Here is a 22,206-nt window from a genome sequence, read left to right as displayed (position 1 = left end):
ACGCGCACACGAACTAACCGGTGGGTGGGGCATGGCGTCACGCGGATTGTCTTTCTACTGTCGTAGGTATGTGCAGGAACATCACCGAACTACGCGGCTTGGAACCTGCGGCGACCGACCAGGAGATCGAGGCGGCGGCGCGGCAGTACGTCCGTAAGGTCAGCGGAATTCAGAAGACCTCCGACGCCAACCGGGAAGCGTTCGAACATGCGGTGACGGAGGTGACGGACACGACGATGCGGCTGTTGGCCTCGCTGCCGCAGCGCCGTCAGCCGCCCAAGACGGTGCCGCCGTTGCGGCGCCCGGAGGTGCAGGCGCGCATCGCGGCGCGCGGCTAGAAGCGGTAACTCGGAGCGAGAATGTTTGCGACCCGGCGGTTTTCCACGAGGCAGCCGGGGCCGTCGGGGGAGTATTTCTGCGACGCGTAATACAGCGACTGCTGGACCACACCGTAGCTGGTCTTGAACGTGATCATGCAGGACACCCACCACTGGTTGTTCCAGTCGGTCGGCTTCATGATGTTGTACTCGGCCGCGCGATGTCCCTGGATGGTGGTCTCGACGCCATCGGCCGGGAGGGAGTCTTCGTAGGTGCGCCACACGACTGCCTCGACGGCCAGCTGGTAGTTGTTGCGCGAGTCGTACCGGCAGCGCAGTCCCTCTTCGGGAGCCGGTGGGGTCTGGTCGAGGCCCGCCGCGGCGATCACCGAGCCCGGGATGTCGTAGCAGGGATCGAAGGGGCGAGGGTCGGTGACCGGGACGACCGGCCATTTGATTGTGGTGGTGGCGCCCGCGGTCATGGGGGCAGTGGAGAACCGAAGCTGAACCGGTGCGCTGGTGGCGCGCTCTGCGGGCGCGGTGCGCCAGACGACGAGGCCGCTCAGCGCCAGCGCCATCACGACCATGAGAAGTCCAGCCCTTCGGGCCATGCCAATTCACCTCATTCTGATCGGGCGCGGTGCGCCGAAGTCTAGCTGCGTGCCTCGTTGGCTCATACGGAACACCGAAAACACTAGAACACGTTCTAGTCCGGGAGTATCGTGACGCCATGGCACGAATTGGGAATTATGCGGACGATGATGTGGCCGGCTGGCTGATGGGCTCACCGGAGATGGCGCCCGGTTTCGCCGGATTTTCGGATGCTGTGTACAACCGCAGCCGGCTGCCGATCGGGGTACGAGAGCTCGCTCGCATGGCGGTGGCCTTCGCGAATGAATGTTCGGTGTGCCAGAACACCCGCTTTGTCCAGAGCGGGGAGCTGGACGGGGATTTTTACGCGGACGCCGACCAGTGGCGCACGTCGCCGCGGTACAGCGAGGCCGAGCGGACGGCCGCCGAGTTCGCGCATCGCTTCGCCACCGACCATGTCGGGTTGCGCGAGGACGACGAGTTCTGGGAGCGGGCGCGCGAGCACTTCGACGACGGGCTGCTGACCGATCTGGCACTGTCCTGCGCGTTCTGGGTTGGAAGCGGGCGTGCGCTGCGGGTTCTCGACGTGGGGCAGAGCTGCAAGATAAACCTGTAGGTACATTGGCCGGATGACGCAGGAACGGGAGCCCAGGCTCTGGGCGATCAGCGACCTGCATGTCGGGCAGTCGGCCAACAAGTCTGTTCTTGAGGAACTGCATCCGGCCTCGCCCGAGGACTGGTTGATCGTCGCGGGTGATGTGGCCGAGCGCAGTGATGACATCCGGGCCGCGCTGGATCTGTTGCGGCGCAGGTTCACCAAGGTGATCTGGGTGCCGGGCAATCACGAGCTCTGGACGACGGCGCGCGATCCGATGCAGATCTTCGGTCAGTCGCGTTACGACTACCTGGTCAACATGTGCGACGAGATGGGTGTGATCACGCCCGAGCATCCCTATCCGGTGTGGGTGGAACAGGGTGGTCCGGCGACCATCGTGCCGATGTTCGTGTTGTACGACTACACATTTCTGCCCGAGGGGGCCAACACCAAGGCCGAGGGGCTCAAGATCGCCCGCGATCGCAACGTGGTGGCGACCGATGAGTTCTTGCTCTCGAGTGAGCCTTTCGCGACACGCGATGCCTGGTGCCGGGATCGGTTGCGGTACACCAGGAAGCGGCTTGAGGATCTGGACTGGATGACGCCGACGGTCCTGGTGAATCATTTTCCGCTGGTACGTGAGCCCTGTGATGCGTTGTTCTACCCCGAGTTCTCGTTGTGGTGCGGAACCACCGAGACCGCGGACTGGCATACCCGGTACAACGCGGTGTGCTCGGTGTATGGGCATCTGCACATCCCGCGAACCACCTGGTATGACGACGTCCGGTTCGAGGAGGTGTCTGTCGGCTATCCGCGCGAGTGGGCGCAGCGCAAACCATATTCGTGGTTGCGGCAGATTCTTCCCGCCCCGCATTATCCGCCCGGCTACCTCAACGAGTTCGGCGGTCATTTCGAGATCACCGAACAGATGAGGGTGGCGGCCAAACGATTCCGTGAACGGCTTGCCAAGGAGCGTGCCAGTGACTGACCAGTTGATCGCCTCGGTGGTTCCCGATGTGCTGTCGTCGGCCGAACTGTACGAGGATCCTCCGGGTCTGGTGCCGCTGCCCGAAGAAGAGCCGCTGATCGCCAAGTCGGTGGCCAAGCGGCGCAACGAATTCATCACCGTGCGGTACTGCGCGCGCCAGGCACTGTCCGTCATCGGCGTTCCCGAAGTCCCGATCCTCAAGGGGGACAAGGGCCAGCCACTGTGGCCCAATGGGGTGGTGGGCAGCATGACACATACCGAGGGTTTCCGCGGCGCCGTGGTGGGGCGCGTGGGGGAGGTGCGCTCGGTGGGTATCGACGCCGAACCGCACGACGTGCTGCCCAACGGTGTGCTCAAGTCGATCACCTTGCCGGTCGAGCGCGACGAGCTGGCCGCGCTGCCCGAAGGAACGCACTGGGACCGACTACTGTTCTGTGCCAAGGAGACTACGTACAAAGCGTGGTTTCCGTTGACCACTCGCTGGCTTGGCTTCGAAGACGCCCACATCACCTTGGACCCGGATGGAACGTTCACATCGCGAATCCTGGTCGACGGCAAGGCCAATGACGGCAGCGTGCTCTCGACGTTCGACGGGCGATGGATCGTCGACAAGGGTCTGATCTTGACCGCGATCGTGGTGCCGTGACCGATCCGCTGAGCCGTGCGGGCCTGGTGATCGTTGACAAGCCTGCCGGGATGACCAGTCATGACGTGGTATCGCGTTGCCGCAGGCTATTTTCCACCCGCAAGGTGGGACATGCGGGAACGCTGGATCCGATGGCCACGGGTGTGCTGGTGATTGGAATCGAGCGGGCTACCAAGATCATGGGACTGCTGACGTTGACCACCAAGTCGTACGCGGCGACCATCCGTTTCGGGCAGAGCACCAGCACCGATGACGCCGAAGGTCAGGTGCTGCAGACGGTTTTTGCCGCAGACGTGACCGATGCCGAGATAGAGAGCGCCGTGGCCGGGCTGCGTGGCGATATTGAGCAGGTGCCGTCCTCGGTGAGCGCGATCAAGGTGGACGGACAGCGCGCGTACAAGTTGGCCCGGGAAGGGCAGTCGGTCGAGCTGGCAGCGCGCCCCGTGAGTATTTCGCGGTTCGAGGTGCTGGCAGTGCGGCGCCCCGGCGATGGGTTTGTCGATGTGGACGTGGAAGTCGACTGCTCGTCGGGGACGTACATCCGGGCGCTGGCCCGGGATGTGGGTGCCACGCTCGGCGTCGGTGGACATCTGACGGCGCTGCGGCGCACCAGGGTTGGCGATTTCGGTTTGGACCGGGCACGCACGCTCGATGAGCTGGCCGACGATGCGACATTGTCGCTGGACCTGGACACCGCATGCCGGGAGGGTTTTCCCCGACGGGATCTGGATGTGGCCGAGGTCGACTCGGTACGCAATGGGCGGCCGCTGGCGGCAGCGGGGATCGACGGCACTTATGCGGCAGTGGATGCCGAAGGTCGCGTCATCGCACTGCTGGCAGATAAGGGTTCTCGCACCACGTCGGTTGTGGTGCTACGCCCGGCGAATCTGTAACGGTCACCCGAAGATCTCGTTATACCAGTAACGTTCGGGGTCTCTGTACCAAGGATCGAGGCGACTCGTGAAAAGAATTCTTAGCTCTTTCATGTCGATGTTGTATCTGCGATAGAGGGCGATGAACTCGACAGGATCCCATTCCTCGCCAATGTTCGGATTCACGGTGAGTAGCAGTATGGATCCCTGCCCCCGATAGCCCTCAACACCAGGTATCCTGTTGAGCCACTGGAAGAATGCGTCTTGGTCGCCCTGTGAGTAGAAACTGATATTCCGTACGGCTAGCTCTACTTGGTCTGACTTGTTGTTGCCGTAATCTTCAGCGCTGGGCCAGACGTTTGTATCGATATCCGGGGCCTCCTGGATATCCCACCGACGACTCATGTCTTTCCATGGCCCGTCATCTGCGCCTGAACGCGTCTCGCCGTCGTTGGGCCTGAATCCAAAGACTTCCTTGTGCCACCATCGATCTGGATCGTTGAACCACGCTCCTAGGGGCCCGGTGTTCAATGCACGCAGTTCCCTCGGCTCAATGTCGTACCGGCGATAGAGCGCGACCAACTCGCGCAAGACATCTTCATTAATGGAGGCGAGGCTCACGGTTATCACCTCCGTCCTGCCGTGGCCCCCGTCGTACGACTGCACGGCAGCGATGTTGTCTAATCGGCCGAAGAATGCAGCTTCGTCGTTTTGCGAGCCGTAACTGATACCGGTTGCTTCCAGCGCCACCGTTTGTTCGTCGGTCATGGTTTTCCTCCGCTAGCTTCTGGCTCTGGCATTGGTGGCCGAACATTTTCGTACGTGCCGTCGGGATGTTGTACATCCCAATGTGGCCCACCATGCGCGAGCCCTGGGCGCGGACCAGTCGGAACCCAGACGTTTCCGTCGGCATCCTCCCAGCCGAAACCCTTACCCCTAGGGTTCGGATTAGGCACCCATTTGGGCCCTTCCTTCGGCGGTACGAACTCCTTCGGCAGCGCTCCCGCTGGATAATCACCCGGATATCCCGGAGCTTTGGCCCCGTTCTTATCAAACGCATCACCCGGCGGTTTACGATTGGAGTAGACAACCGTTTCGCCGGTGATCGTCGCTATCGACAACCCGATGATCGCGCCAAGCCCTGCGGCGGCAACTGATTCTGCGCTAAAGGTGATGCCACCCAACGTCGTAAGGAATGGGCGGATGCACGCTGCGAGGGAGGATGCGCAGGCGTCAACCGCTGTGGCCGCTATCTCTGCCCCTCCTGCGGTGGCGCGCCCACGAGTGATAACAGCGATTGCGGCGATGGCGGCCAGCCCAACGCCGAGAGTGCTGGCGATGGCGAATTGCATATCGGAGCGCAACTGGTTGAGGGCCGCGTAGTGAGCGGTCGTCGAGGTTGCGAGATCGCTTGCGGCCAGCTTGATCCTGCCGGCGCTGGTCGAGAGTGTCGTGAGATGCTCGCTGAGGTTCGGGATGTCTGGAGCATGAAAATTGCTCAACGCGGACGCTGAGAGCCTGAGGTCGGATTCGCCCCTGGAGATTGCGTCGTTGTCGGCGAACGTCTTCCACGCCTTGGCCGCACGATCGAGCTTGTCCGTATCGCCGTCCGGGATCTCACCGCCCGCTACCTGGGCAATAACCTTCCGGTATAGGTCGGGCACATCTGTCTCGAGGCCAGGGCCGTTGTGGTGTGACGACGCCACTCCCACGACAACATCTGCCCCATAAGGTAATTCAGATGGGATTGTCCGAGGGCAAGCCGGGCCCGTTCCCTTGTTGGGATCGCGGTTCGCCCTCCAGTCCGCGATGGCCCAGTTGTATCCGGCCGCAATCAGGATGTCTCCCAAGCGCTGTAGCGCCCTTACGTATTCGGTGGTCACCGTCGTAAGAGCTGCGGCACGGCTGTCATAACCGGAGGACCATGCCTTCACCGCTTGATAGCCGCCGGCCATGCCGCTGGTTTCCAGGGTGAGGACGCGTGAGAGGGGTTTGAATGCGGCCTGCACATCGGTTGAGAGTTTGTAGCAGGTATTGGCGGCCGCGTAGTACGCCGCTGATTCGACGACAACAGGCACGTCAACCCCTCGTCATCCGGAGATTGGCTTCCTGCGCCTCGGAATAGGCGCCATGGGCTGTTCTTGCGGCCTCTTCCATCTGATGCAGCCCTTCGACCAGCTCACGTGCCGCGTCTATCCATTGTTGGTGCGCTTCGGAGTAGGCAGTGGAGGCGGCGCCTGTCCACTGCCCGCTCTGCACCAGCTTCTGCACGCGAATGTCCAGCTGATCCAGATTCTCGGTGACAAACTCCTTGAAGCCGCGTGCGCGCACGGTGACCTGATCAATGTGATCGAGGTCAAAGGAGAATTCCGACTCGGAATGAGCGGGCATTTCTCAGTCTCTCTGGGTCGAGTGGATGGACGATGCCGTCGAGATCTCCTGGGCCTGGAATGCTCTGGCGTTGTCGTCCAATGTGGAGGCGATATTGGCCAGCGCGTCCCACACTTTCGTTGCACCGTCTTGCATTTCGTCCCAGCCAGACCGGTATGCGTCGGCGGCGCTGCCCTTCCACACGCCGAACAGCGCCTGGACCTCACGATCCAACGAAGCCGACCCTGCCCGCATTTGGTCCGCGAGGCTCGCAGCGAACTTGCCGAGCGCTCCGACTTCGTCGATCACCACCTGCAACGGTGCATTTCCGGCTGAGGTCATTACCTCGCCCTCCTAGGGTCGATGCGGTCTTTTATAGATCCGACGCTGTTGGTCGCGATTCGGTTCCATCGTTTCTGCGATGTTCAGAACTTCTCCAAACGCCTCAGATCAGTCGCGAATCCACCGGCTCGGAGGGTGCAACTCCCTGGGCATCCACATCAGCGGTTGCCGATCGTCGAAATGCGGATCGAGCTCGGGATTCCCGGGGAAGCGGCCCTCGCCGTCTGGCCACAGGATCTGCAGGTACCGCACATTGTTGGTCCGGTTGAACCACAGTCCGAACCCGAATTCTTGGTGATACCAACTTGGATCGATGGGGGAGAGCTTGACCTGGTAGTCGTCCACCGCGGGCAGGGCGAGCACATCGCCGAACGTCTCGCCGACTTGCAGAACCCGGCCCTCCTGGGCCTGCTTGGCAACGGCGTTGAGAGCGCGCTGCATCATCGTGATGTCGTTGACGCCGTAGATCGCCAGCTCGGGCAGGCGCATGGTGTGCCATAGCCCCACGGTGTAGGCGAATGGCGGGCTCTCTTCCGATGACGTCGGCCCGATTCCCAGCGCGCTCCAACCGTATTCGGTGACGCTGCCGATGATGTCGCGGTCACTGTCGTTGTACTCGGTGCGATCGCCGTAGTCGACGCACAGTAGGCACTCACACGCCGTGTGGTCGGCCATTTCAGTCCAGTACGATCCAAATCGATTGCGCCGCTGGATTTCCCAGTTCGAGCTTCTTCTCGCCGCCGGTGTCGTCGATCGACACCGAGATGGTTCCGGCGAAGTCGCGCCGTTCGTCGACCGTCACACGCGCATCCAATGCCACACCCACGGTGTCGAAGTAGCGCAGCATCTCCGGATCGGAATCCGAGATTCGGGCGACCACGCCGGTATCGCCGTTGGCGCAGTCCGACAGTTGGCGTGCCGGGGGGGTGGGGACCTGTCCGTCGGGGCCCGGAATGGGATCGCCGTGCGGGTCGCGCTGAGGGTGGCCGAGCTTGGCGTCGATCTTGGCCAGCAGCAGATCCGAGACCGCGTGCTCAAGTACCTCGGCTTCGTCATGCACTTCGTCCCAGCCGTAGCCGAGCTCGTTGACCAGATAGGTCTCCAGCAGCCGGTGGCGGCGGACCATCAGTACGGCCGCCTTGCGGCCCTGGTCGGTCAACGTCACCGCGCCGTACTTCTCGTGATCCACCAGGCCTTGGTCGGCCAGCTTGCGGATCGACTCGGAAGCGGTGCTCGCCGACACGCCCATGCGCTCGGCCAACATTTTGGTGCTTACCTTTTCGTGCGACCACTCCTGCGCGGTCCAGATGACCTTGAGGTAGTCCTGGGCGACCGTCGTCAGATCGGTGTCGGCGGATCCGGCGGGCCGGTCGGATCGAGTGGGGCTCACGAAGGTAAGCCTAGTCAGGGAGCGAAGTGTGAAAGCCAAGTCGGCCTTCTGTGGCCGTCCGAAGTAGGCTTTAGGCCGTGCAACGCTGGCGCGGGCAAGACGAAATCCCGTCCGACTGGGGTCGGTGCGTGCTGACGATTGGTGTGTTCGACGGTGTCCACCGAGGTCACGCCGAACTCATCGGACGTGCCGTGAAGGCCGCACGCGAACTCAACCTCAAGAGCGTCCTGATGACGTTCGACCCTCATCCGATGGAAGTGGTGTTCCCCGGAACCCATCCGGCCCAGCTCACGACCCTGACCCGGCGTGCCGAGCTGGCCGAGGAGCTGGGTGTCGACGTCTTCCTCGTGGTGCCTTTCACTCCCGAGTTCATGAAGCTCTCACCCGAGCGCTATGTGCACGAGCTGCTGGTCGAGCGCCTGCACGTGGCCGAGGTGGTGGTGGGGGAGAACTTCACCTTCGGCAAGAAGGCCGCCGGGAACGTCCACATGCTCAAGAAGGCCGGCGAGCGCTTCGGCTTCAAGGTGGACGCCGTCACCCTCGTCACCGAGCACGCCGTCACGTTCTCCTCGACATACATCAGGTCCTGCGTCGATGCCGGCGACATGGTGGCGGCCACCGAGGCCCTGGGGCGTCCGCACCGGGTAGAAGGCGTGGTCGTGCGTGGTGATGGTCGCGGCCGGGAACTGGGCTTTCCGACCGCCAACGTGGCGCCCCCGATGTTCTCGGCCATCCCCGCCGACGGGGTGTACGCGGCCTGGTTCACGCTGCTCGGACACGGCCCGACGATGGGCACCGTCGTTCCCGGTGAGCGATATCAGGCGGCCGTCTCAGTGGGGAGCAACCCGACGTTTTCGGGTAAGGCCCGTACCGTCGAGGCATTCATTCTGGACACCACGGCGGATCTGTATGGCCAGCACGTTGCCGTCGATTTCGTCGCGCGGGTCCGCAGCATGGAGAAGTTCAACTCGATCGACGATTTGGTCGTCGAGATGGGTAAGGACGCCGAGAAGGCCCGCACGATTTTGGCTCGCGGCTGACCCACAGCTAGACTGCCTCTTCGGCGTGAGCTGCAGTTCGCGGTGGCCCGCCAGAGATATTCGACGCGAACCCCAGTGATGGAGAAGCTTGCCGTGGCATTGACTACCGAGCAGAAGAAAGAAATTCTCGCCCAGTACGGGCTGCACGAGACCGACACCGGTTCCCCCGAGGCGCAGGTCGCGATGCTGACCAAGCGCATTGTCGATCTGACCGAGCACCTCAAGACTCACAAGCACGACCACCACAGCCGTCGTGGTCTGCTGCTGCTGGTCGGCCGTCGTCGCCGGCTGCTCAAGTACGTCGCCAAGGTTGACGTCGAGCGCTACCGCTCGCTGATCGAGCGCCTGGGTCTGCGCCGCTGACTTTGGCTGCCCCTCGATTGGGTCGCCCTGCACACTCAGCCGCGATATCCATCGCCCTTCTTTTTGTCGGTGGGGCGGCGCTGTCGGCATGTTCGGCCGCCGCTGCCACCGATGACTTGGTCGTCGGAGACTGTGTGAATCTCAGCGGTACGGACCAGCAGGCCAAGATGGTCAAGGAACCGTGCGGCAGCCCCAAATCCAACTTCAAGATCTTCGCCAAGGCTGCGACGGACGCCGACTGTCCGCGCGATGCCGATTCGTCGTACTACGCCAAGCGTGGATTCGGGCGCAAGAGCCAGGCACTGTGTCTGGACATCGACTGGGTCGTCGGTACTTGCATGGACGTCCCGGACAAGTGGGACGGCGACCCGGTACGGGTCGACTGCAACGACCGCAGCGCCCAGAACAAGAAGCGCGTCACCCAGGTGCTGCAGGACGTGTCGACCGCTGACGACTGTCTCACCGGACTTGGCTACCCCTACGTGGACCGCAACTTCACCGTGTGTGTGGAGGAACTGCCCTGATCACGCTGCGTGGTCGCAAACGCCGCAGGTGGTAGGGTGTGTGCGTTGTCATGCTGGTCCCGCCGGGTAACGGGCGGTCTTCGGTAGTGGCTGCCGGGTTCGGCGCTTGCGCTCGTGGTGCAAGCGGTTCATCGATTCCGGCCGCTTCGATCGAACGGCCGTGGCCGATCACCTTCAGGGTCCACTTCGCGCTGGTACGTCCGCGCGCTGACCGCGTGATGGCACGCATGCCCAATGCAGCCACGTGCTGCTCACTGAGAATGTATGAGAGGTATTCCAGAACCTATGTCTGTTACAGAAATTGAAGAAGGCATCTTCGAGTCCACCGCCCTTCTCGACAACGGGAAATTCGGCACCCGCACCATCCGGTTCGAGACCGGGCGTTTGGCCCAGCAGGCCGCCGGCTCCGTCGTCGCCTACCTGGATGACGAGACCATGCTGCTGTCGGCGACCACCGCCAGCAAGACCCCCAAGGATCACTTCGACTTCTTCCCCCTGACCATCGATGTCGAGGAGCGGATGTACGCCGCGGGCCGCATCCCCGGCTCGTTCTTCCGTCGCGAGGGACGTCCGTCCACCGACGCGATCCTGACCTGCCGCCTGATCGACCGGCCGCTGCGTCCGTCGTTCGTGAGCGGACTACGCAACGAGATCCAGGTCGTGGTGACGGTGCTGAGCCTGAACCCGCAGGATCTCTACGACGTGCTGGCCATCAACGCCGCGTCGGCGTCCACCCAGATCTCCGGGCTGCCGTTCTCGGGCCCGGTCGGCGGTGTCCGCGTCGCGCTGATCGAGGGCCAGTGGGTCGCTTTCCCCACCGTCGAGCAGCTGGAGACGGCGGTCTTCGACATGGTGGTCGCGGGCCGCAAAGTAGGCACCGCCGGTGATTCCGATGTCGCCATCATGATGGTCGAGGCCGAGGCCACCGACAATGTCATCGCTCTCGTGGACGGCGGCGCGGGCGCGCCGACCGAAGCCGTTGTCGCCGAAGGCCTTGAGGCCGCCAAGCCGTTCATCGCGGCCCTGTGCACCGCACAGGAGGAGCTGGCCGGCAGCGCCGCCAAGCCCACCGGTGAGTTCCCGCTGTTCCCCGACTACCAGGACGACGTCTACGCCGCCGTCGCATCCGTGGCCACCGAGCCGCTGTCGCAGGCCCTGTCCATCGCGGGCAAGGCCGAGCGTGACGAGAAGACCGACGAGATCAAGGTCGACGTGCTCGGGCGCCTGCAGGAGGGCTTCGACGGCCGCGAGAAGGAAATCGGTGCGGCGTTCCGCTCGCTCACCAAGAAGCTTGTGCGCCAGCGCATCCTGAAGGATCAGTTCCGCATCGACGGCCGCGGTGTCACCGATATTCGCGCCCTGTCGGCCGAGGTCGCCGTGATTCCGCGGGCCCACGGCAGCGCGCTGTTCGAGCGTGGCGAGACCCAGATCATGGGCGTGACCACCCTCGACATGATCAAGATGGCCCAGCAGGTCGACTCGCTGGGACCCGAGACCACCAAGCGGTACATGCACCACTACAACTTCCCGCCGTTCTCCACCGGTGAAACCGGCCGCGTCGGCTCGCCGAAGCGTCGCGAAATCGGCCACGGTGCCCTCGCCGAGCGCGCCCTCATCCCGGTGCTGCCGAGCATCGAGGAGTTCCCCTACGCCATCCGTCAGGTCTCGGAGGCCCTGGGCTCCAACGGCTCCACCTCGATGGGTTCGGTCTGTGCCTCCACCCTGGCCCTGCTGAACGCCGGTGTGCCGCTGAAGGCCCCGGTCGCCGGTATCGCCATGGGTCTGGTATCCGACGACATCGAGCTCGCCGACGGCACCACCGAGCGTCGCTTCGTCGCGCTCACCGACATCCTCGGAGCCGAGGACGCCTTCGGCGACATGGACTTCAAGGTCGCCGGCACCAAGGACTTCGTCACCGCTCTGCAGCTGGACACCAAGCTCGACGGCATCCCCTCGCAGGTGCTGGCCGCCGCGCTGTCGCAGGCCAAGGACGCCCGCACCACCATCCTCGAGGTGATGGCCGAGGCGATCGACGCGCCGGACGAGATGAGCCCCTACGCACCGCGCATCACCACCATCAAGGTGCCGGTCGACAAGATCGGTGAGGTGATCGGGCCCAAGGGCAAGATGATCAACTCGATCACCGAGGAGACCGGCGCCAACATCTCCATCGAGGATGACGGCACCGTGTTCGTCGGTGCGGCCGACGGCGCCTCGGCGCAGGCCGCGATCGACAAGATCAACGCCATCGCCAACCCGCAGTTGCCCAAGATCGGTGAGCGGTTCCTCGGAACCGTCGTCAAGACAACCGATTTCGGTGCGTTCGTGTCGCTGCTTCCGGGTCGCGACGGCCTGGTGCACATCAGCAAGCTCGGCAAGGGCAAGCGGATCGCCAAGGTCGAGGACGTGGTCAAGGTCGGCGACAAGATTCAGGTCGAGATCGCCGATATCGACAACCGCGGCAAGATCTCGCTGGTCCCCGTCGGCGACGAGGAAGCTCCTGCCGGCGACGCCGCCCCCGCGGAGGCCCAGCCGGCCGATGCCGTCACCCAGTAAGGTCCCGAGCGCGGTACGCCGCACGGTTCTTCCAGGTGGACTCCGAGTGGTCACCGAGGCGATGCCCTCGGTGCGCTCGGCGTCCGTCGGGGTATGGGTCGACGTCGGTTCGCGCGACGAGGGACGCAGCGTCGCCGGTGCGGCGCACTTCCTCGAACACCTGCTGTTCAAGTCCACGCCCACCCGGTCGGCGGCCGATATCGCACAGTCGATTGACGCCGTCGGCGGTGAGCTGAACGCCTTCACCGCCCGCGAGCAGACCTGCTACTACGCGCACGTCCTGGATTCCGATCTGGAGTTGGCCATCGACCTGGTGGCCGACGTGGTGCTGCGTGGGCGATGCGCCAGTGACGATGTCGAGGTCGAACGCGACGTCGTGCTCGAAGAGATCGCGATGCGCGACGACGATCCCGAGGATCTGTTGGGGGAGGCGTTCCTCGGGGCCCTGTTCGGCGATCATCCGATCGGCCGCAGCGTGCTGGGCAGCTCGGAATCGATCTCGGCGATGACGCGCTCACAGCTGCATTCGTTCCATGTGCGTCGGTACCGCCCCGAACGCATGGTGTTGGCGGTGGCCGGCAACGTCGAACACGATCGCGTAGTGCGGTTGGCGCGCAAGTACTTCAAGTCACATCTGGACCCGTCGGTGCAGACAACGGCTCCGCGCAAGGGGAGCGGCCGGGTGACGGCCCGGCCGGGGCTGGAATTGGTGTCGCGCGACGGTGAGCAGGTGCACCTGTCGCTGGGTGTGCGCACCCCGGGACGCGGCTGGCAGCACCGCTGGGCGCTGTCGGTGCTCAACAGCGCGCTCGGAGGTGGGCTCAGTTCTCGTCTGTTCCAAGAGATTCGCGAGCAGCGTGGATTGGTGTACGCGGTGTACTCGACGGTGGACACCTTCTCCGACACCGGCGCGTTGTCGGTGTACGCGGGCTGCTCGCCGGAGCGTTTCGACGAGGTGGCCAAGGTGACATCGCGGGTACTGGGATCGGTGGTCGAGGACGGGTTCACCGCGGCCGAGATCGATCGGGCCAAGGGTGCCCTTTCCGGCGGACTTGTTCTGGGGCTTGAAGATTCGGCATCGCGGATGAACCGCATGGGTCGCAGTGAGCTGAACAACGGGAAGCACCGGACGATTTCGGCCACGCTGGAAAAGATTGACGCCGTCACGGCCGACGAGGTCAACGGCATCGCACGCCAGCTGCTCAGCGGGCCGGCCGGGGCAGCGGTAGTCGGACCGTACCGATCGAAGCGAACGTTGCCGCGTGCACTGCGAACGATGATCGAATCCGCGAGCTAGCTGACTCCCGGGGAGATATCCTCTCAGTGATGGTCGCCAACGCGATCCAGCGCGTCAGAGAACTGACGGCTGGCATATACACCAGGATCGCGGCCGCGATAATTCTGTTGTCGTGGTTGGGTTTCGCGCTGCTTCCGCAGCACGGGGCTAGCCATACCGAGGCGCCGGCCGCCGAGCATATGCAGGGCATGCATCACCCCGGCATGGCGCCGATGGCTACGCCCGTCGTGCATCAGCCGGTGCTGTGGATCGCGATCGTCTCGTGGATCGTCATGACGGTTGCGATGATGGGACCGGCCACCCTTCCTGCCATCGAGTACGTCGGTAGGCAGGGTAGGGGCGGGGCGGTGGCGGTCTACGCCGTTGTGTGGCTCGCGATATGGAGCGTGGTCGGTGTGGTCATATCGTTCGTACAGCCGCGGCTCAGTCACCTCGACAAGTGGTGGCTTTTCGCGGGCCTTCTGCTGGCCGCGGCGTTGTGGCAGTTCTCCTCGGCGAAGCGCCTCGCATTGCGGGACTGTCACTGCCCGACACAGTTTCCGATGCCCGTGCTCAAGGGGGCGTTGCGATTCGGTGCATTCAGCGGCGCAGCGTGCGTCGGCTCCTGCTGGGCGATGATGTTGGCGATGGCACTGGCGCCGGCGGCCCATCTGGTGTGGATGGTGCCGTTGACGGTCGCCGTGACCTATGAACGATTCGCGCAACGCCCAGCAGTGGCAGTCCGGCTTGTCGGGGCGTTTCTTGCCTTGGCCGCTGCGGGTGTGGGCGTCTTCGCCGCATTGCAGTAGTGCCCGGCTAGGGTGCCAGGCATGGATATCAACGGCAGCGTGGCCATTGTCACGGGGGCAGGTTCGGGTATTGGTCAGGCGTTGGCATGGGGATTGGCCGATGCCGGAGCTAAGGTCGTTGCCTCCGATATCGATGCCGAGGCGGCTGCTCACACGGCGTCGCAACGGCCGGGCAAGATCGTGAGTCTTCGCGCCGACGCCAGCTCTGTCGCGGACATCGCCAGCTTGATCGCCCTGGCAGAGAATGAATTTGGCCCCGTCGATCTGTACGCCGCCAATGCCGGAATCGGCTGCGGCCTCGGGCTGGACATCGGCGAAACAGCCTGGGACCTGGCCATTGACGTCAATCTGCGGTCGCACGTCCGCGCGGCGACCATGCTGGTGCCGGGATGGGTGGAGCGTGGTCGCGGATACTTCCTGTCGGTCGCGTCGGCGGCCGGCCTACTGACCCAGATCGGTTCGCCCGCCTATTCAGTGACCAAGCATGCCGCCGTCGGCTTTGCCGAATGGCTGTCGATCACCTATGGGGACAAGGGGATCGGCGTGAGTTGCCTGTGCCCGATGGGAGTCAAGACGGCGCTGCTGGATGGCCTTACCCAGTCCGATGACCCGGACGTGCGGGTGGCGGGGACATCGATCACCGCCGCGGGCGAGGTGCTCGAGCCCGCAGCGGTGGCAGCGCTGGCACTCGCGGCGATCCGGGAGGAGAAATTCTTGATCCTGCCGCACCCGCAGGTACTCGACATGTACCGGCAGAAGGGTGCCGACTACGGCCGGTGGATCGCCGGAATGCGTCGTTACCAGGGCATACTCGAGGACCAGATCAAGCATTAGATTGTGATTCAGATCACCATCTAATCTGTCTCGTGACTACAACCGCTCCTGTCGTATCAGGCCTCTAGCCTGCTATCGTTGACGTAAGTTAGTCTTTCGTCAACGACGATGAGGACGGTAACCGCGCACATGGCAGTCAACAACCCCGTGGACGTTGTGATCATCGGAGCCGGCATGGCCGGGTTGGGTATGGCCGCGCGGCTGCGACAGGCCCGGGTGCACAACATGTTGATCCTCGAGCAAGCCCCCGAAATCGGCGGCTATTGGTGGCGCAGCACATTCGCACCCACCGCCGGCGACGAGTTAGCCGTTCAGCAGTCCTACTCGTTCTCGCCCAGTGCGTCATCGCGCACCGTTTGGGCAACGCGCGAGGGCGTCCTGTCCTACCACCGCGATCTCGTGGCCCGCCACGACCTTGGGCCGGTACTGCGGCTGCGGCATCGGGTCACCGGGCTGGCCTTCGAGCCGGCCAAGGCGTCGTGGCGGATAACCGTGGCGGGTAAGAAATCGGTGTTCGCGCGACGAGTGATTGTCGCGGTAGGCGCCGGAACATTGCCGGTGCCACCGCATCTCGACGGAATAGAGAAATTCGAAGGTCCCGTGCTGAGCACCGCGAATTGGGACTCCGGCTTCGACTTCACCGGACGCAATGTCGCGGTGATCGCCGCGGGCGCCAGCACCGTGCACCTGGTGCCCGAGTTGGTCAAGAAGGCCGCGCGGGTTCGGGTCTTTCAGCGCACCCCCGATTGGGTGCTGCCGCGCTGGGGTGGCGAGGCTTCGGGTGTGGTGGGACGCGTGCTGTCCCGGGCTTCGGGATCCATCGCGGGACGGGTGGCCGGCCGCTCACATGAAGCGCTGCGTCGCGGTCTGGTGTGGCGGGGAGTTGGTACCCGGATCGTGGAAGCGGTGGCCGAGAACCACCTCAATCGCAATGTGAAGGATGCCTGGCTACGTCGCAATCTGCTGCCGGCGTACCGCGTGGGTAGCCGTCGAATCCTGTTCTCGGATGACTTCTATGCGGCGTTGCAGCAGGACAACTGCAAGTTGGTGCCATGGCCCGTCACCGGGGTGAGCGCCATCGGCGTGCGGTCGGCGGATGCCATGACGCATAAGGCCGACTGCTTGGTGTTCGCGCTCGACTCTCCCGAGGTTCTCCTGGATGCGCCATTCACCATCCGCGGCCTCGGCGAGGCCACCTTGCATGAGGCATGGGGTGCGCAACCGAAGGCATTCCGCGGCGTGAATGTACCCGGTTTTCCCAACCTGTTCTTGCTAGCAGGGCCTGGGTCGGGTTCCCACGCGTTGTCGGGACTGTCGCATATCGAGGCACAAATCGACTATGTGACACAGTCTTTGGCGCTGGTGGATTCGTTCGCCCTCGTGTCGATGGAGGTTCGTCGCGAGGCTCTCGAACGCGAACAGGCTCGCGCCGAGCGTCGGCTCGGCCGAACTACATGGCGCGACGGGGCATTTCGCTGGTATCAGCCGGACGATTCTGTGGCCAACGAGTTGTTCCCCGGCACGACAAGTGAATTCCGCCGTTCCTTGGCCGATATCGACACCGCCGACTACAAGATCCTCACTCAGCAGGAACTTGATTCCGTCTATTCGACAAAGTTAGGGGTAGCCCAATGACCGCCGTGCTCCCGGACGAGTTGACCCGTGAAAACACCAGGGATATCTCGAAGAACGATGCCTTCTTCGAGAGTGTCCTCAGCAAGGTGCAGGCCAGGCAATGGACGCTGGCGGATTTCGATTGGGATAAGCCGGGTGCCGAGACAATCGCCCCCGAACAGTACGACGACCTCAAACAGTTCATGTCGGATTTGGTGTGGATCGAACACATCGGCGGCCGGATGATGGGCACGCTGGGCATCACCGCTCCCAGTGACGCCCTGCGCGAGATCTACAGTTACTTCCACGCCGAAGAGCAGCGGCACGCCAATGCCGAGATCGCACTGATGCGCCGGTGGGGCATGCTGGAGGAGGGTGAGATCCCGCCGCAGTCCGGGGATATCAAGGCCTTGCTGCAGGCATTGCACGGGTTCGACAGCCTCGGCGACCGGCGTCTCCCGTTCGTCTACATGGCCACCGCCATTCCGTTCTTCGAGGTGGGGCTCGACGGTGCGGTGCTCAAGTTCCTGTCCGGTGAGATCGAAGATCCGCTGTTCCATGAGGTGTTCGCCAAGATCAACTCGGACGAATCACGCCACCTGGCAGTGGGTTTCGCGGTCATGGACATGCTGGGCACCCGCAGGTTCTCCAGGATGCTGGTGGAGGACGTGGCCCCGCTGCTCAAACCGGTGACCATAGTCCGCGCTTTCGGGATGGCCAATCCGCACGTGATCCGGTTCGCGGGATTCTTGACGCGGGTGGGTGATGCGATGCGGAACATGGGTATCGACACCATCCTGATTCAGCGCGCGTTCGACCGTTACGCGGATTCCGGCGGTAGAAAGAGCAGCAACGCCCGCCGGCTGCCACTCTTCCGGGTGCTCAGCTATCCGATCGTCAACAGCACCTATTTCACAGACTTCGATCATCCGCTGCACAAGGTGGGGCGCGCCGTGAACAAGTTCAACGAAAAGGTGCCGTACCGCAAGAACATCAAGATGCCGACGTGGACCAACGACCTCACCACCGAGACGGCGGTATAGGCGGCGCCGGCCCCGCGATGGGGCGGGCTACGCGAGAACCTCAGCAGGGTCGGTGAAGGGCAGCTCAAGGTCCTCGGCGACATGGGCATTCAGCAGCGCACCGTGGTGCGTGGACAGGCCCTTGGCCAGCGCGGCGTCGTCGCGGCAGGCCTGGCGCCAACCCTTGTCGGCCAGCGCCAGGACGTACGGCATGGTGGCATTGGTCAGGGCGAAGGTCGAGGTTCGGGGCACAGCGCCGGGCATGTTTGCCACACAGTAGAAGATGCTCTCGTGCACGGCGTAGGTCGGTTCGTCGTGCGTCGTGGGACGTGAATCGGCGAAGCAGCCGCCTTGATCGATAGCGATATCCACCAGTACCGAACCTGGCTTCATTTGGGCAACAAGTGAATTCGATACCAGCTTGGGAGCCTTGGCGCCCGGGATGAGTATTGCTCCGATCACCAGATCTGCTCGCTTGACCGCCCCCTCCAGTTCCATGGTGGACGAGTAGCGGGTCCGTATGGTGCCGCCGAATTCTGCGTCCAGCTCGCGCAGCTTGCCCAAGTTGACGTCGAAAACCGTGACGTGAGCGCCCATTCCGGCGGCGATCCGCGCGGCGTTGTATCCGGCGACGCCGCCACCGATGACGACGACGTCGGCCGGGCCGACTCCGGGAACCCCACCCATCACCACACCGCGGCCGCCCACCGGGGTCATCAGGTGGTAAGCGCCAACCTGTGCGGACAGCCGCCCGGCCACCTCGCTCATGGGGGCTAGCAGCGGCAGCGCACCGTCGGCGGTCTGCACGGTCTCGTAAGCGATCGAGGTGGTTTCCGATTTCAGCAGCGCCTCTGTGCACGGCAGCGAGGCGGCCAAGTGCAGGTAGGTGAAGAGGGTCTGGCCGCGGCGCATGAGGGCGTACTCGGGCTCGATCGGCTCCTTGACCTTCAGCAGCAGGTCGGCCTCGGCCCAAATCTGCGCGGCGCCGTTGATGACCTGTGCGCCAGCGGCTTTGAAGTCCACATCGGAGATCGAGGAGCCTTCCCCCGCGCCCGATTGGATGATCACCTCGTGACCGCGGCGGGTCAGCTCGGCTACGCCAGCAGGGGTGGTCGCCACGCGGTACTCGTTGTTTTTGATCTCGGTCGGGATGCCTACGCGCATTTCTGTTCCTTCTCCTGTTCAGAACTAAGTCTCGTGTTCAAGTGTGAAGAAGCGTCGATAAACACGCAATATTTATGTGAAAGATTCGATACATTACAAAAATGTCCGCAAAATCACCGGAATCCCGGTTCGACATACCGCCCTCACCGAATGATGTTCGGCGGGTGGATCTCGATGACGTCGATCGCCGCATCCTGATGGAACTGCACGACGACGCACGTATACCCAACAGTGCACTGGCCGAAGCCGTGGGGATCGCGGCGTCGACATGTCATGGACGTGTCCGGCGTCTCCAGGAATCCGGGGTAATCCGTGGATTCTTCACCGATGTCGATCCGGCAGCCATCGGTCGACCGCTACAAGCGATGATCTCGGTCAGCCTGCAGGCCAACGCGCGCGGCAAGATCCGAACGTTCATCCGGGACATCCGGCAGCTACCGCAGGTTATCGACGTGTACTTCCTGGCGGGTGCCGACGACTACATCCTGCACGTCGCCGCCCGCGACACCGAGGACCTACGGTCCTTCGTGGTTGAGAAACTCAACGCACAACCCGATGTCGCGGGCACGCAGACGTCGTTGATCTTCGAGCATCTACGCGGGGGAGCGCCCCTGTAGAAGCCTGGGATCAGATGGTTGCCGGCGCGGGGTCCTCGGCGACGTCGCTGGAATTGCCGTCCTGACCGACGATTCCGTTCTCGTCCACCTCGTAGACATGTGCCTCAGAGATGTTGAAGAACGTGCCGACCACGCGCACTCGTCCGGATACCACGGCTCCGGCCAGGATCGGGTGGTGGATGAGGCGCTCCACCTGGATCGCCACGTTGACGACCCCGAGCTGGTCCACCTCGTTGAACCCGTGTGCCTCCGCGCTGGCGCGGGCCGGATGGTGTTCCTGGAAGGCGATGAGGCTGTCGCGTGCGTAGTCGAGCCAGCGGCCTACCGGAGTGGTGGGTGTGTCGGTCGATTCGGACAGCAGTGCCTTCATGGCGCCGCACGACGAGTGCCCGCACACCACAACCGAACTCACGTTCAGCTGGTTGATCGCGAAGTCGAGCGAGGCGTCCACCGAGCCGTCTGCGGGATCGGTGGGTACCACGTTGCCCACGTTGCGGATCGTGAACAAGTCGCCCGGTCCGCTGGCCGTGATGACATTGGGCAGGATGCGTGAATCGCCGCAGGTGAGGAAGAGCGCATCGGGATCCTGGTAGTCGGCCAGTTCGGACACGTGCGGTCGCAGAGCACCCGACCCGCGGCTGTTGTACTCGTTGATCCCGTCGATGATCGATGCGCCCGCTTCACCGTTGCCGTCGCGACGCCAGGACCGCCACGGCACCAAACCAACGGCGCGCGAAACGAAATGACGCTTCGGCCGGGTGGTGTGAGCGTGGTGCAGCTTGGCATGCGAGGACTCGACGATCATCACGGTGCCGCCCGCGGCCTCGTGGGCGCGCTTCCAGTCGGAGATGGCCTCCGAGATGGCGTGATCGACATAGTCGGCGTTCACGGCCAGCGTGACGTGCGCACCCGGGGGGACGGTGCTGAGGGTCTTGGTCAGCCGGGGCAACGACAGGAAGCTCAGCGTGCCGTCGAGCTCGACATGCCACTGCCGTGATCCTTCGGTGCCGAACGGACGGGCGTCCATGTGCGCCCGCATGACCCGGCCCACCAGGATGCCGATGGCCACCACCAGTCCGATGCCCACGCCCTCCAGCAGGTTGAGGAACACGACCGACACGATGGTCACCGCGTAGACGGCCAGATCGCCTGTGCGCCAAGCGAGTTTCATGTGAGCCAACTTGACCAGCTGGATACCGATGATGATGAGCAGGCCGGCGAGCGCGGCCTTGGGGATGAGCTGCACCAGGCTGCTGAACAGTGAGGCGAACAACAGCACCCAGACGCCGTGCAGGATGGCCGACGCGCGAGTCTTGGCACCCGCGGCGACGTTGGTCGAGCTGCGCACGATCACGCCGGTGATGGGCAGGCCGCCGAGGAAGCCCGATGCCACGTTGGCGCTGCCCTGACCGATCATCTCGCGATCGAAGTTGGTCCGCGGACCAGTGTGCAGCTTGTCGACGGCGACCGCGGACAGCAGTGACTCGACGCTCGCGATGAGTGCGACGGTCAGCACACCCAGCAGCACCCCGGCCCAGTCGCCGTTGGCCGGACCGATGAGTGTGGGAAAGCTGATCGCGTCAAAGAAGTCACCCGCCAAGGTGATTCGCTCCGCGGGGGAGTTGGTGAGCACTGCGAAGGCGGTGGCGATGACGATGGCCACCAGGGCGCCGGGGATCATGCGAATCTTGGGCGGCAGCTTGGGCCACAGCAGCAGGATCGCGATCACCATCACGCCGATGATCACATCGGGCAGGTGGTGGTTGAGGATGCCCTGGGGCAGTGCCTTGATGTTCTGCCAGGCCGAGCTCTGCGACGAGCCGCCCATCAGGACATGGATCTGTTGCAGCGCGATGGTGACGCCGATGCCGGCCAGCATGGCGTGCACCACGACGGGTGCGATGGCCAGCGCGGCCCGCGCGATCCGGCTCAGGCCGAACAGGATCTGGAGCAGGCCCGCGCCGATGGTGATCAGGCAGGTCATCTCCCAGCCGAACTTGTTGATGATCTCGGCGACCACCACGGTCAGGCCGGCGGCCGGGCCGCTGACCTGTAGTGGGGATCCGCCAATCGCGCCGGCGACGATGCCACCGACCACGGCCGCGATGAGGCCCGCCATCAACGGGGCCCCGGATGCGATCGCGATACCGAGGGATAGCGGTAGCGCGACGAGGAATACGACGAGGGAGGCCGGGAGGTCGTGCCGCAGATTCTGCAGTCGCGACGGCTTCGTGGCCTGCTCGGTGACAGGAGTCGTCATGAAAGTAAGCCCTATC

At 63.8% G+C, this 22,206-nt stretch carries 24 protein-coding genes; 15 read left to right on the top strand and 9 right to left on the bottom strand.

The features are described 5' to 3' along the window. Window positions 1-68: 68 nt before the first annotated feature. A complete protein-coding gene (locus MYCSP_RS14400; protein WP_083015748.1) occupies window positions 69-338 on the top strand; it encodes a DUF2277 domain-containing protein in 270 nt (89 codons plus the stop codon). Here the strand turns inward: MYCSP_RS14400 and MYCSP_RS14395 are convergent. Continuing rightward, window positions 335-895 carry a DUF3558 domain-containing protein gene (locus tag MYCSP_RS14395; RefSeq protein ID WP_407661704.1) on the bottom strand — a complete coding sequence of 187 codons (561 nt, stop codon included), beginning with the start codon at window positions 893-895 and terminating at the stop codon, window positions 335-337. The two genes, MYCSP_RS14400 and MYCSP_RS14395, sit on opposite strands and share 4 nt — an antisense overlap. Before the next feature lie 152 nt (window positions 896-1,047). Between MYCSP_RS14395 and MYCSP_RS14390 the strand changes: the two genes are divergently transcribed. From MYCSP_RS14390 to truB, 4 genes are read left to right on the top strand one after another with little or no spacing between them, the layout of a single operon-like run. Further along, the gene (locus tag MYCSP_RS14390; protein ID WP_083015742.1) at window positions 1,048-1,524 is read left to right on the top strand and encodes a carboxymuconolactone decarboxylase family protein; all 477 of its coding nucleotides are present in this window, start codon (window positions 1,048-1,050) and stop codon (window positions 1,522-1,524) included. Between the two features lie 13 nt (window positions 1,525-1,537). Next, on the top strand, window positions 1,538-2,491 hold the full coding sequence (locus MYCSP_RS14385) for a metallophosphoesterase family protein (RefSeq protein WP_070910602.1): 954 nt from the start codon (window positions 1,538-1,540) through the stop codon (window positions 2,489-2,491). A 4-nt stretch (window positions 2,492-2,495) separates the two neighbouring features. Continuing rightward, a complete protein-coding gene (gene pptT / locus MYCSP_RS14380) occupies window positions 2,496-3,137 on the top strand; it encodes a 4'-phosphopantetheinyl transferase PptT (protein WP_207547384.1) in 642 nt (213 codons plus the stop codon). After that, entirely contained in the window at window positions 3,134-4,030 is an 897-nt protein-coding gene (gene truB, locus MYCSP_RS14375; protein ID WP_088414104.1) for a tRNA pseudouridine(55) synthase TruB, read from the top strand. Before pptT ends, truB begins: the two co-directional genes overlap by 4 nt. Before the next feature lie 3 nt (window positions 4,031-4,033). Here the strand turns inward: truB and MYCSP_RS23425 are convergent, their stop codons facing one another. The 6 genes from MYCSP_RS23425 to mntR form a co-directional block, all read right to left on the bottom strand. Beyond that, entirely contained in the window at window positions 4,034-4,777 is a 744-nt protein-coding gene (locus MYCSP_RS23425; protein WP_209435414.1) for a hypothetical protein, read from the bottom strand. Continuing rightward, window positions 4,774-6,087, bottom strand: coding sequence for a polymorphic toxin type 37 domain-containing protein (locus MYCSP_RS14365; protein WP_088414102.1), 1,314 nt, complete (start codon window positions 6,085-6,087; stop codon window positions 4,774-4,776). Before MYCSP_RS14365 ends, MYCSP_RS23425 begins: the two co-directional genes overlap by 4 nt. Window position 6,088: 1 nt before the next feature. Next, the gene (locus MYCSP_RS14360; RefSeq protein ID WP_088414100.1) at window positions 6,089-6,400 is read right to left on the bottom strand and encodes a WXG100 family type VII secretion target; all 312 of its coding nucleotides are present in this window, start codon (window positions 6,398-6,400) and stop codon (window positions 6,089-6,091) included. 3 nt (window positions 6,401-6,403) lie between these two features. Further along, entirely contained in the window at window positions 6,404-6,721 is a 318-nt protein-coding gene (locus MYCSP_RS14355; protein WP_088414098.1) for a WXG100 family type VII secretion target, read from the bottom strand. 108 nt (window positions 6,722-6,829) lie between these two features. Beyond that, window positions 6,830-7,396 carry a DUF4262 domain-containing protein gene (locus tag MYCSP_RS14350; RefSeq protein WP_070910600.1) on the bottom strand — a complete coding sequence of 189 codons (567 nt, stop codon included), beginning with the start codon at window positions 7,394-7,396 and terminating at the stop codon, window positions 6,830-6,832. A 1-nt stretch (window position 7,397) separates the two neighbouring features. Next, the gene (gene mntR / locus MYCSP_RS14345; RefSeq protein WP_070910599.1) at window positions 7,398-8,111 is read right to left on the bottom strand and encodes a manganese-binding transcriptional regulator MntR; all 714 of its coding nucleotides are present in this window, start codon (window positions 8,109-8,111) and stop codon (window positions 7,398-7,400) included. 77 nt (window positions 8,112-8,188) lie between these two features. Between mntR and MYCSP_RS14340 the strand changes: the two genes are divergently transcribed. The 9 genes from MYCSP_RS14340 to MYCSP_RS14300 all read left to right on the top strand — a co-directional run bounded on the left by MYCSP_RS14340 (window position 8,189) and on the right by MYCSP_RS14300 (window position 18,170). Next, entirely contained in the window at window positions 8,189-9,151 is a 963-nt protein-coding gene (locus MYCSP_RS14340) for a bifunctional riboflavin kinase/FAD synthetase (RefSeq protein WP_083015732.1), read from the top strand. Between the two features lie 93 nt (window positions 9,152-9,244). Then, window positions 9,245-9,514, top strand: coding sequence for a 30S ribosomal protein S15 (gene rpsO / locus MYCSP_RS14335; protein ID WP_070910787.1), 270 nt, complete (start codon window positions 9,245-9,247; stop codon window positions 9,512-9,514). A gap of 17 nt (window positions 9,515-9,531) precedes the next feature. Then, entirely contained in the window at window positions 9,532-10,038 is a 507-nt protein-coding gene (gene lppU, locus MYCSP_RS14330) for an LppU family putative lipoprotein (RefSeq protein WP_088415626.1), read from the top strand. Between the two features lie 285 nt (window positions 10,039-10,323). Next, window positions 10,324-12,594, top strand: coding sequence for a polyribonucleotide nucleotidyltransferase (locus MYCSP_RS14325; protein WP_088414096.1), 2,271 nt, complete (start codon window positions 10,324-10,326; stop codon window positions 12,592-12,594). Then, the gene (locus tag MYCSP_RS14320; RefSeq protein WP_165757469.1) at window positions 12,578-13,891 is read left to right on the top strand and encodes a M16 family metallopeptidase; all 1,314 of its coding nucleotides are present in this window, start codon (window positions 12,578-12,580) and stop codon (window positions 13,889-13,891) included. The genes MYCSP_RS14325 and MYCSP_RS14320 overlap by 17 nt, the downstream gene beginning before the upstream one ends. Window positions 13,892-13,920: 29 nt before the next feature. Next, on the top strand, window positions 13,921-14,679 hold the full coding sequence (locus MYCSP_RS14315) for a copper chaperone (RefSeq protein ID WP_083015727.1): 759 nt from the start codon (window positions 13,921-13,923) through the stop codon (window positions 14,677-14,679). A 21-nt stretch (window positions 14,680-14,700) separates the two neighbouring features. Next, window positions 14,701-15,513 carry an SDR family oxidoreductase gene (locus tag MYCSP_RS14310; protein ID WP_070910596.1) on the top strand — a complete coding sequence of 271 codons (813 nt, stop codon included), beginning with the start codon at window positions 14,701-14,703 and terminating at the stop codon, window positions 15,511-15,513. A gap of 129 nt (window positions 15,514-15,642) precedes the next feature. After that, entirely contained in the window at window positions 15,643-17,148 is a 1,506-nt protein-coding gene (locus MYCSP_RS14305; protein ID WP_070910595.1) for a flavin-containing monooxygenase, read from the top strand. Beyond that, entirely contained in the window at window positions 17,145-18,170 is a 1,026-nt protein-coding gene (locus tag MYCSP_RS14300; RefSeq protein WP_070910594.1) for a hypothetical protein, read from the top strand. The genes MYCSP_RS14305 and MYCSP_RS14300 overlap by 4 nt, the downstream gene beginning before the upstream one ends. A gap of 27 nt (window positions 18,171-18,197) precedes the next feature. Here the strand turns inward: MYCSP_RS14300 and ald are convergent, their stop codons facing one another. Further along, window positions 18,198-19,313, bottom strand: coding sequence for an alanine dehydrogenase (gene ald, locus MYCSP_RS14295; protein ID WP_088414094.1), 1,116 nt, complete (start codon window positions 19,311-19,313; stop codon window positions 18,198-18,200). Window positions 19,314-19,414: 101 nt separating this feature from the next. Here ald and MYCSP_RS14290 point away from each other — a divergent pair, with 101 nt between their 5' ends. Next, entirely contained in the window at window positions 19,415-19,930 is a 516-nt protein-coding gene (locus MYCSP_RS14290) for an HTH-type transcriptional regulator AldR (RefSeq protein ID WP_070910592.1), read from the top strand. A 10-nt stretch (window positions 19,931-19,940) separates the two neighbouring features. Here the strand turns inward: MYCSP_RS14290 and MYCSP_RS14285 are convergent, their stop codons facing one another. Beyond that, window positions 19,941-22,190 carry a SulP family inorganic anion transporter gene (locus tag MYCSP_RS14285; RefSeq protein WP_070910591.1) on the bottom strand — a complete coding sequence of 750 codons (2,250 nt, stop codon included), beginning with the start codon at window positions 22,188-22,190 and terminating at the stop codon, window positions 19,941-19,943. Between the last annotated feature and the right edge of the window lie 16 nt (window positions 22,191-22,206).

Source organism: Mycobacteroides saopaulense (assembly GCF_001456355.1).
GTDB classification, from domain to species: domain Bacteria; phylum Actinomycetota; class Actinomycetes; order Mycobacteriales; family Mycobacteriaceae; genus Mycobacterium; species Mycobacterium saopaulense.
Note: the sequence above shows the minus strand (reverse complement) of the source record. Positions and strands in the feature narration are given on the sequence as shown.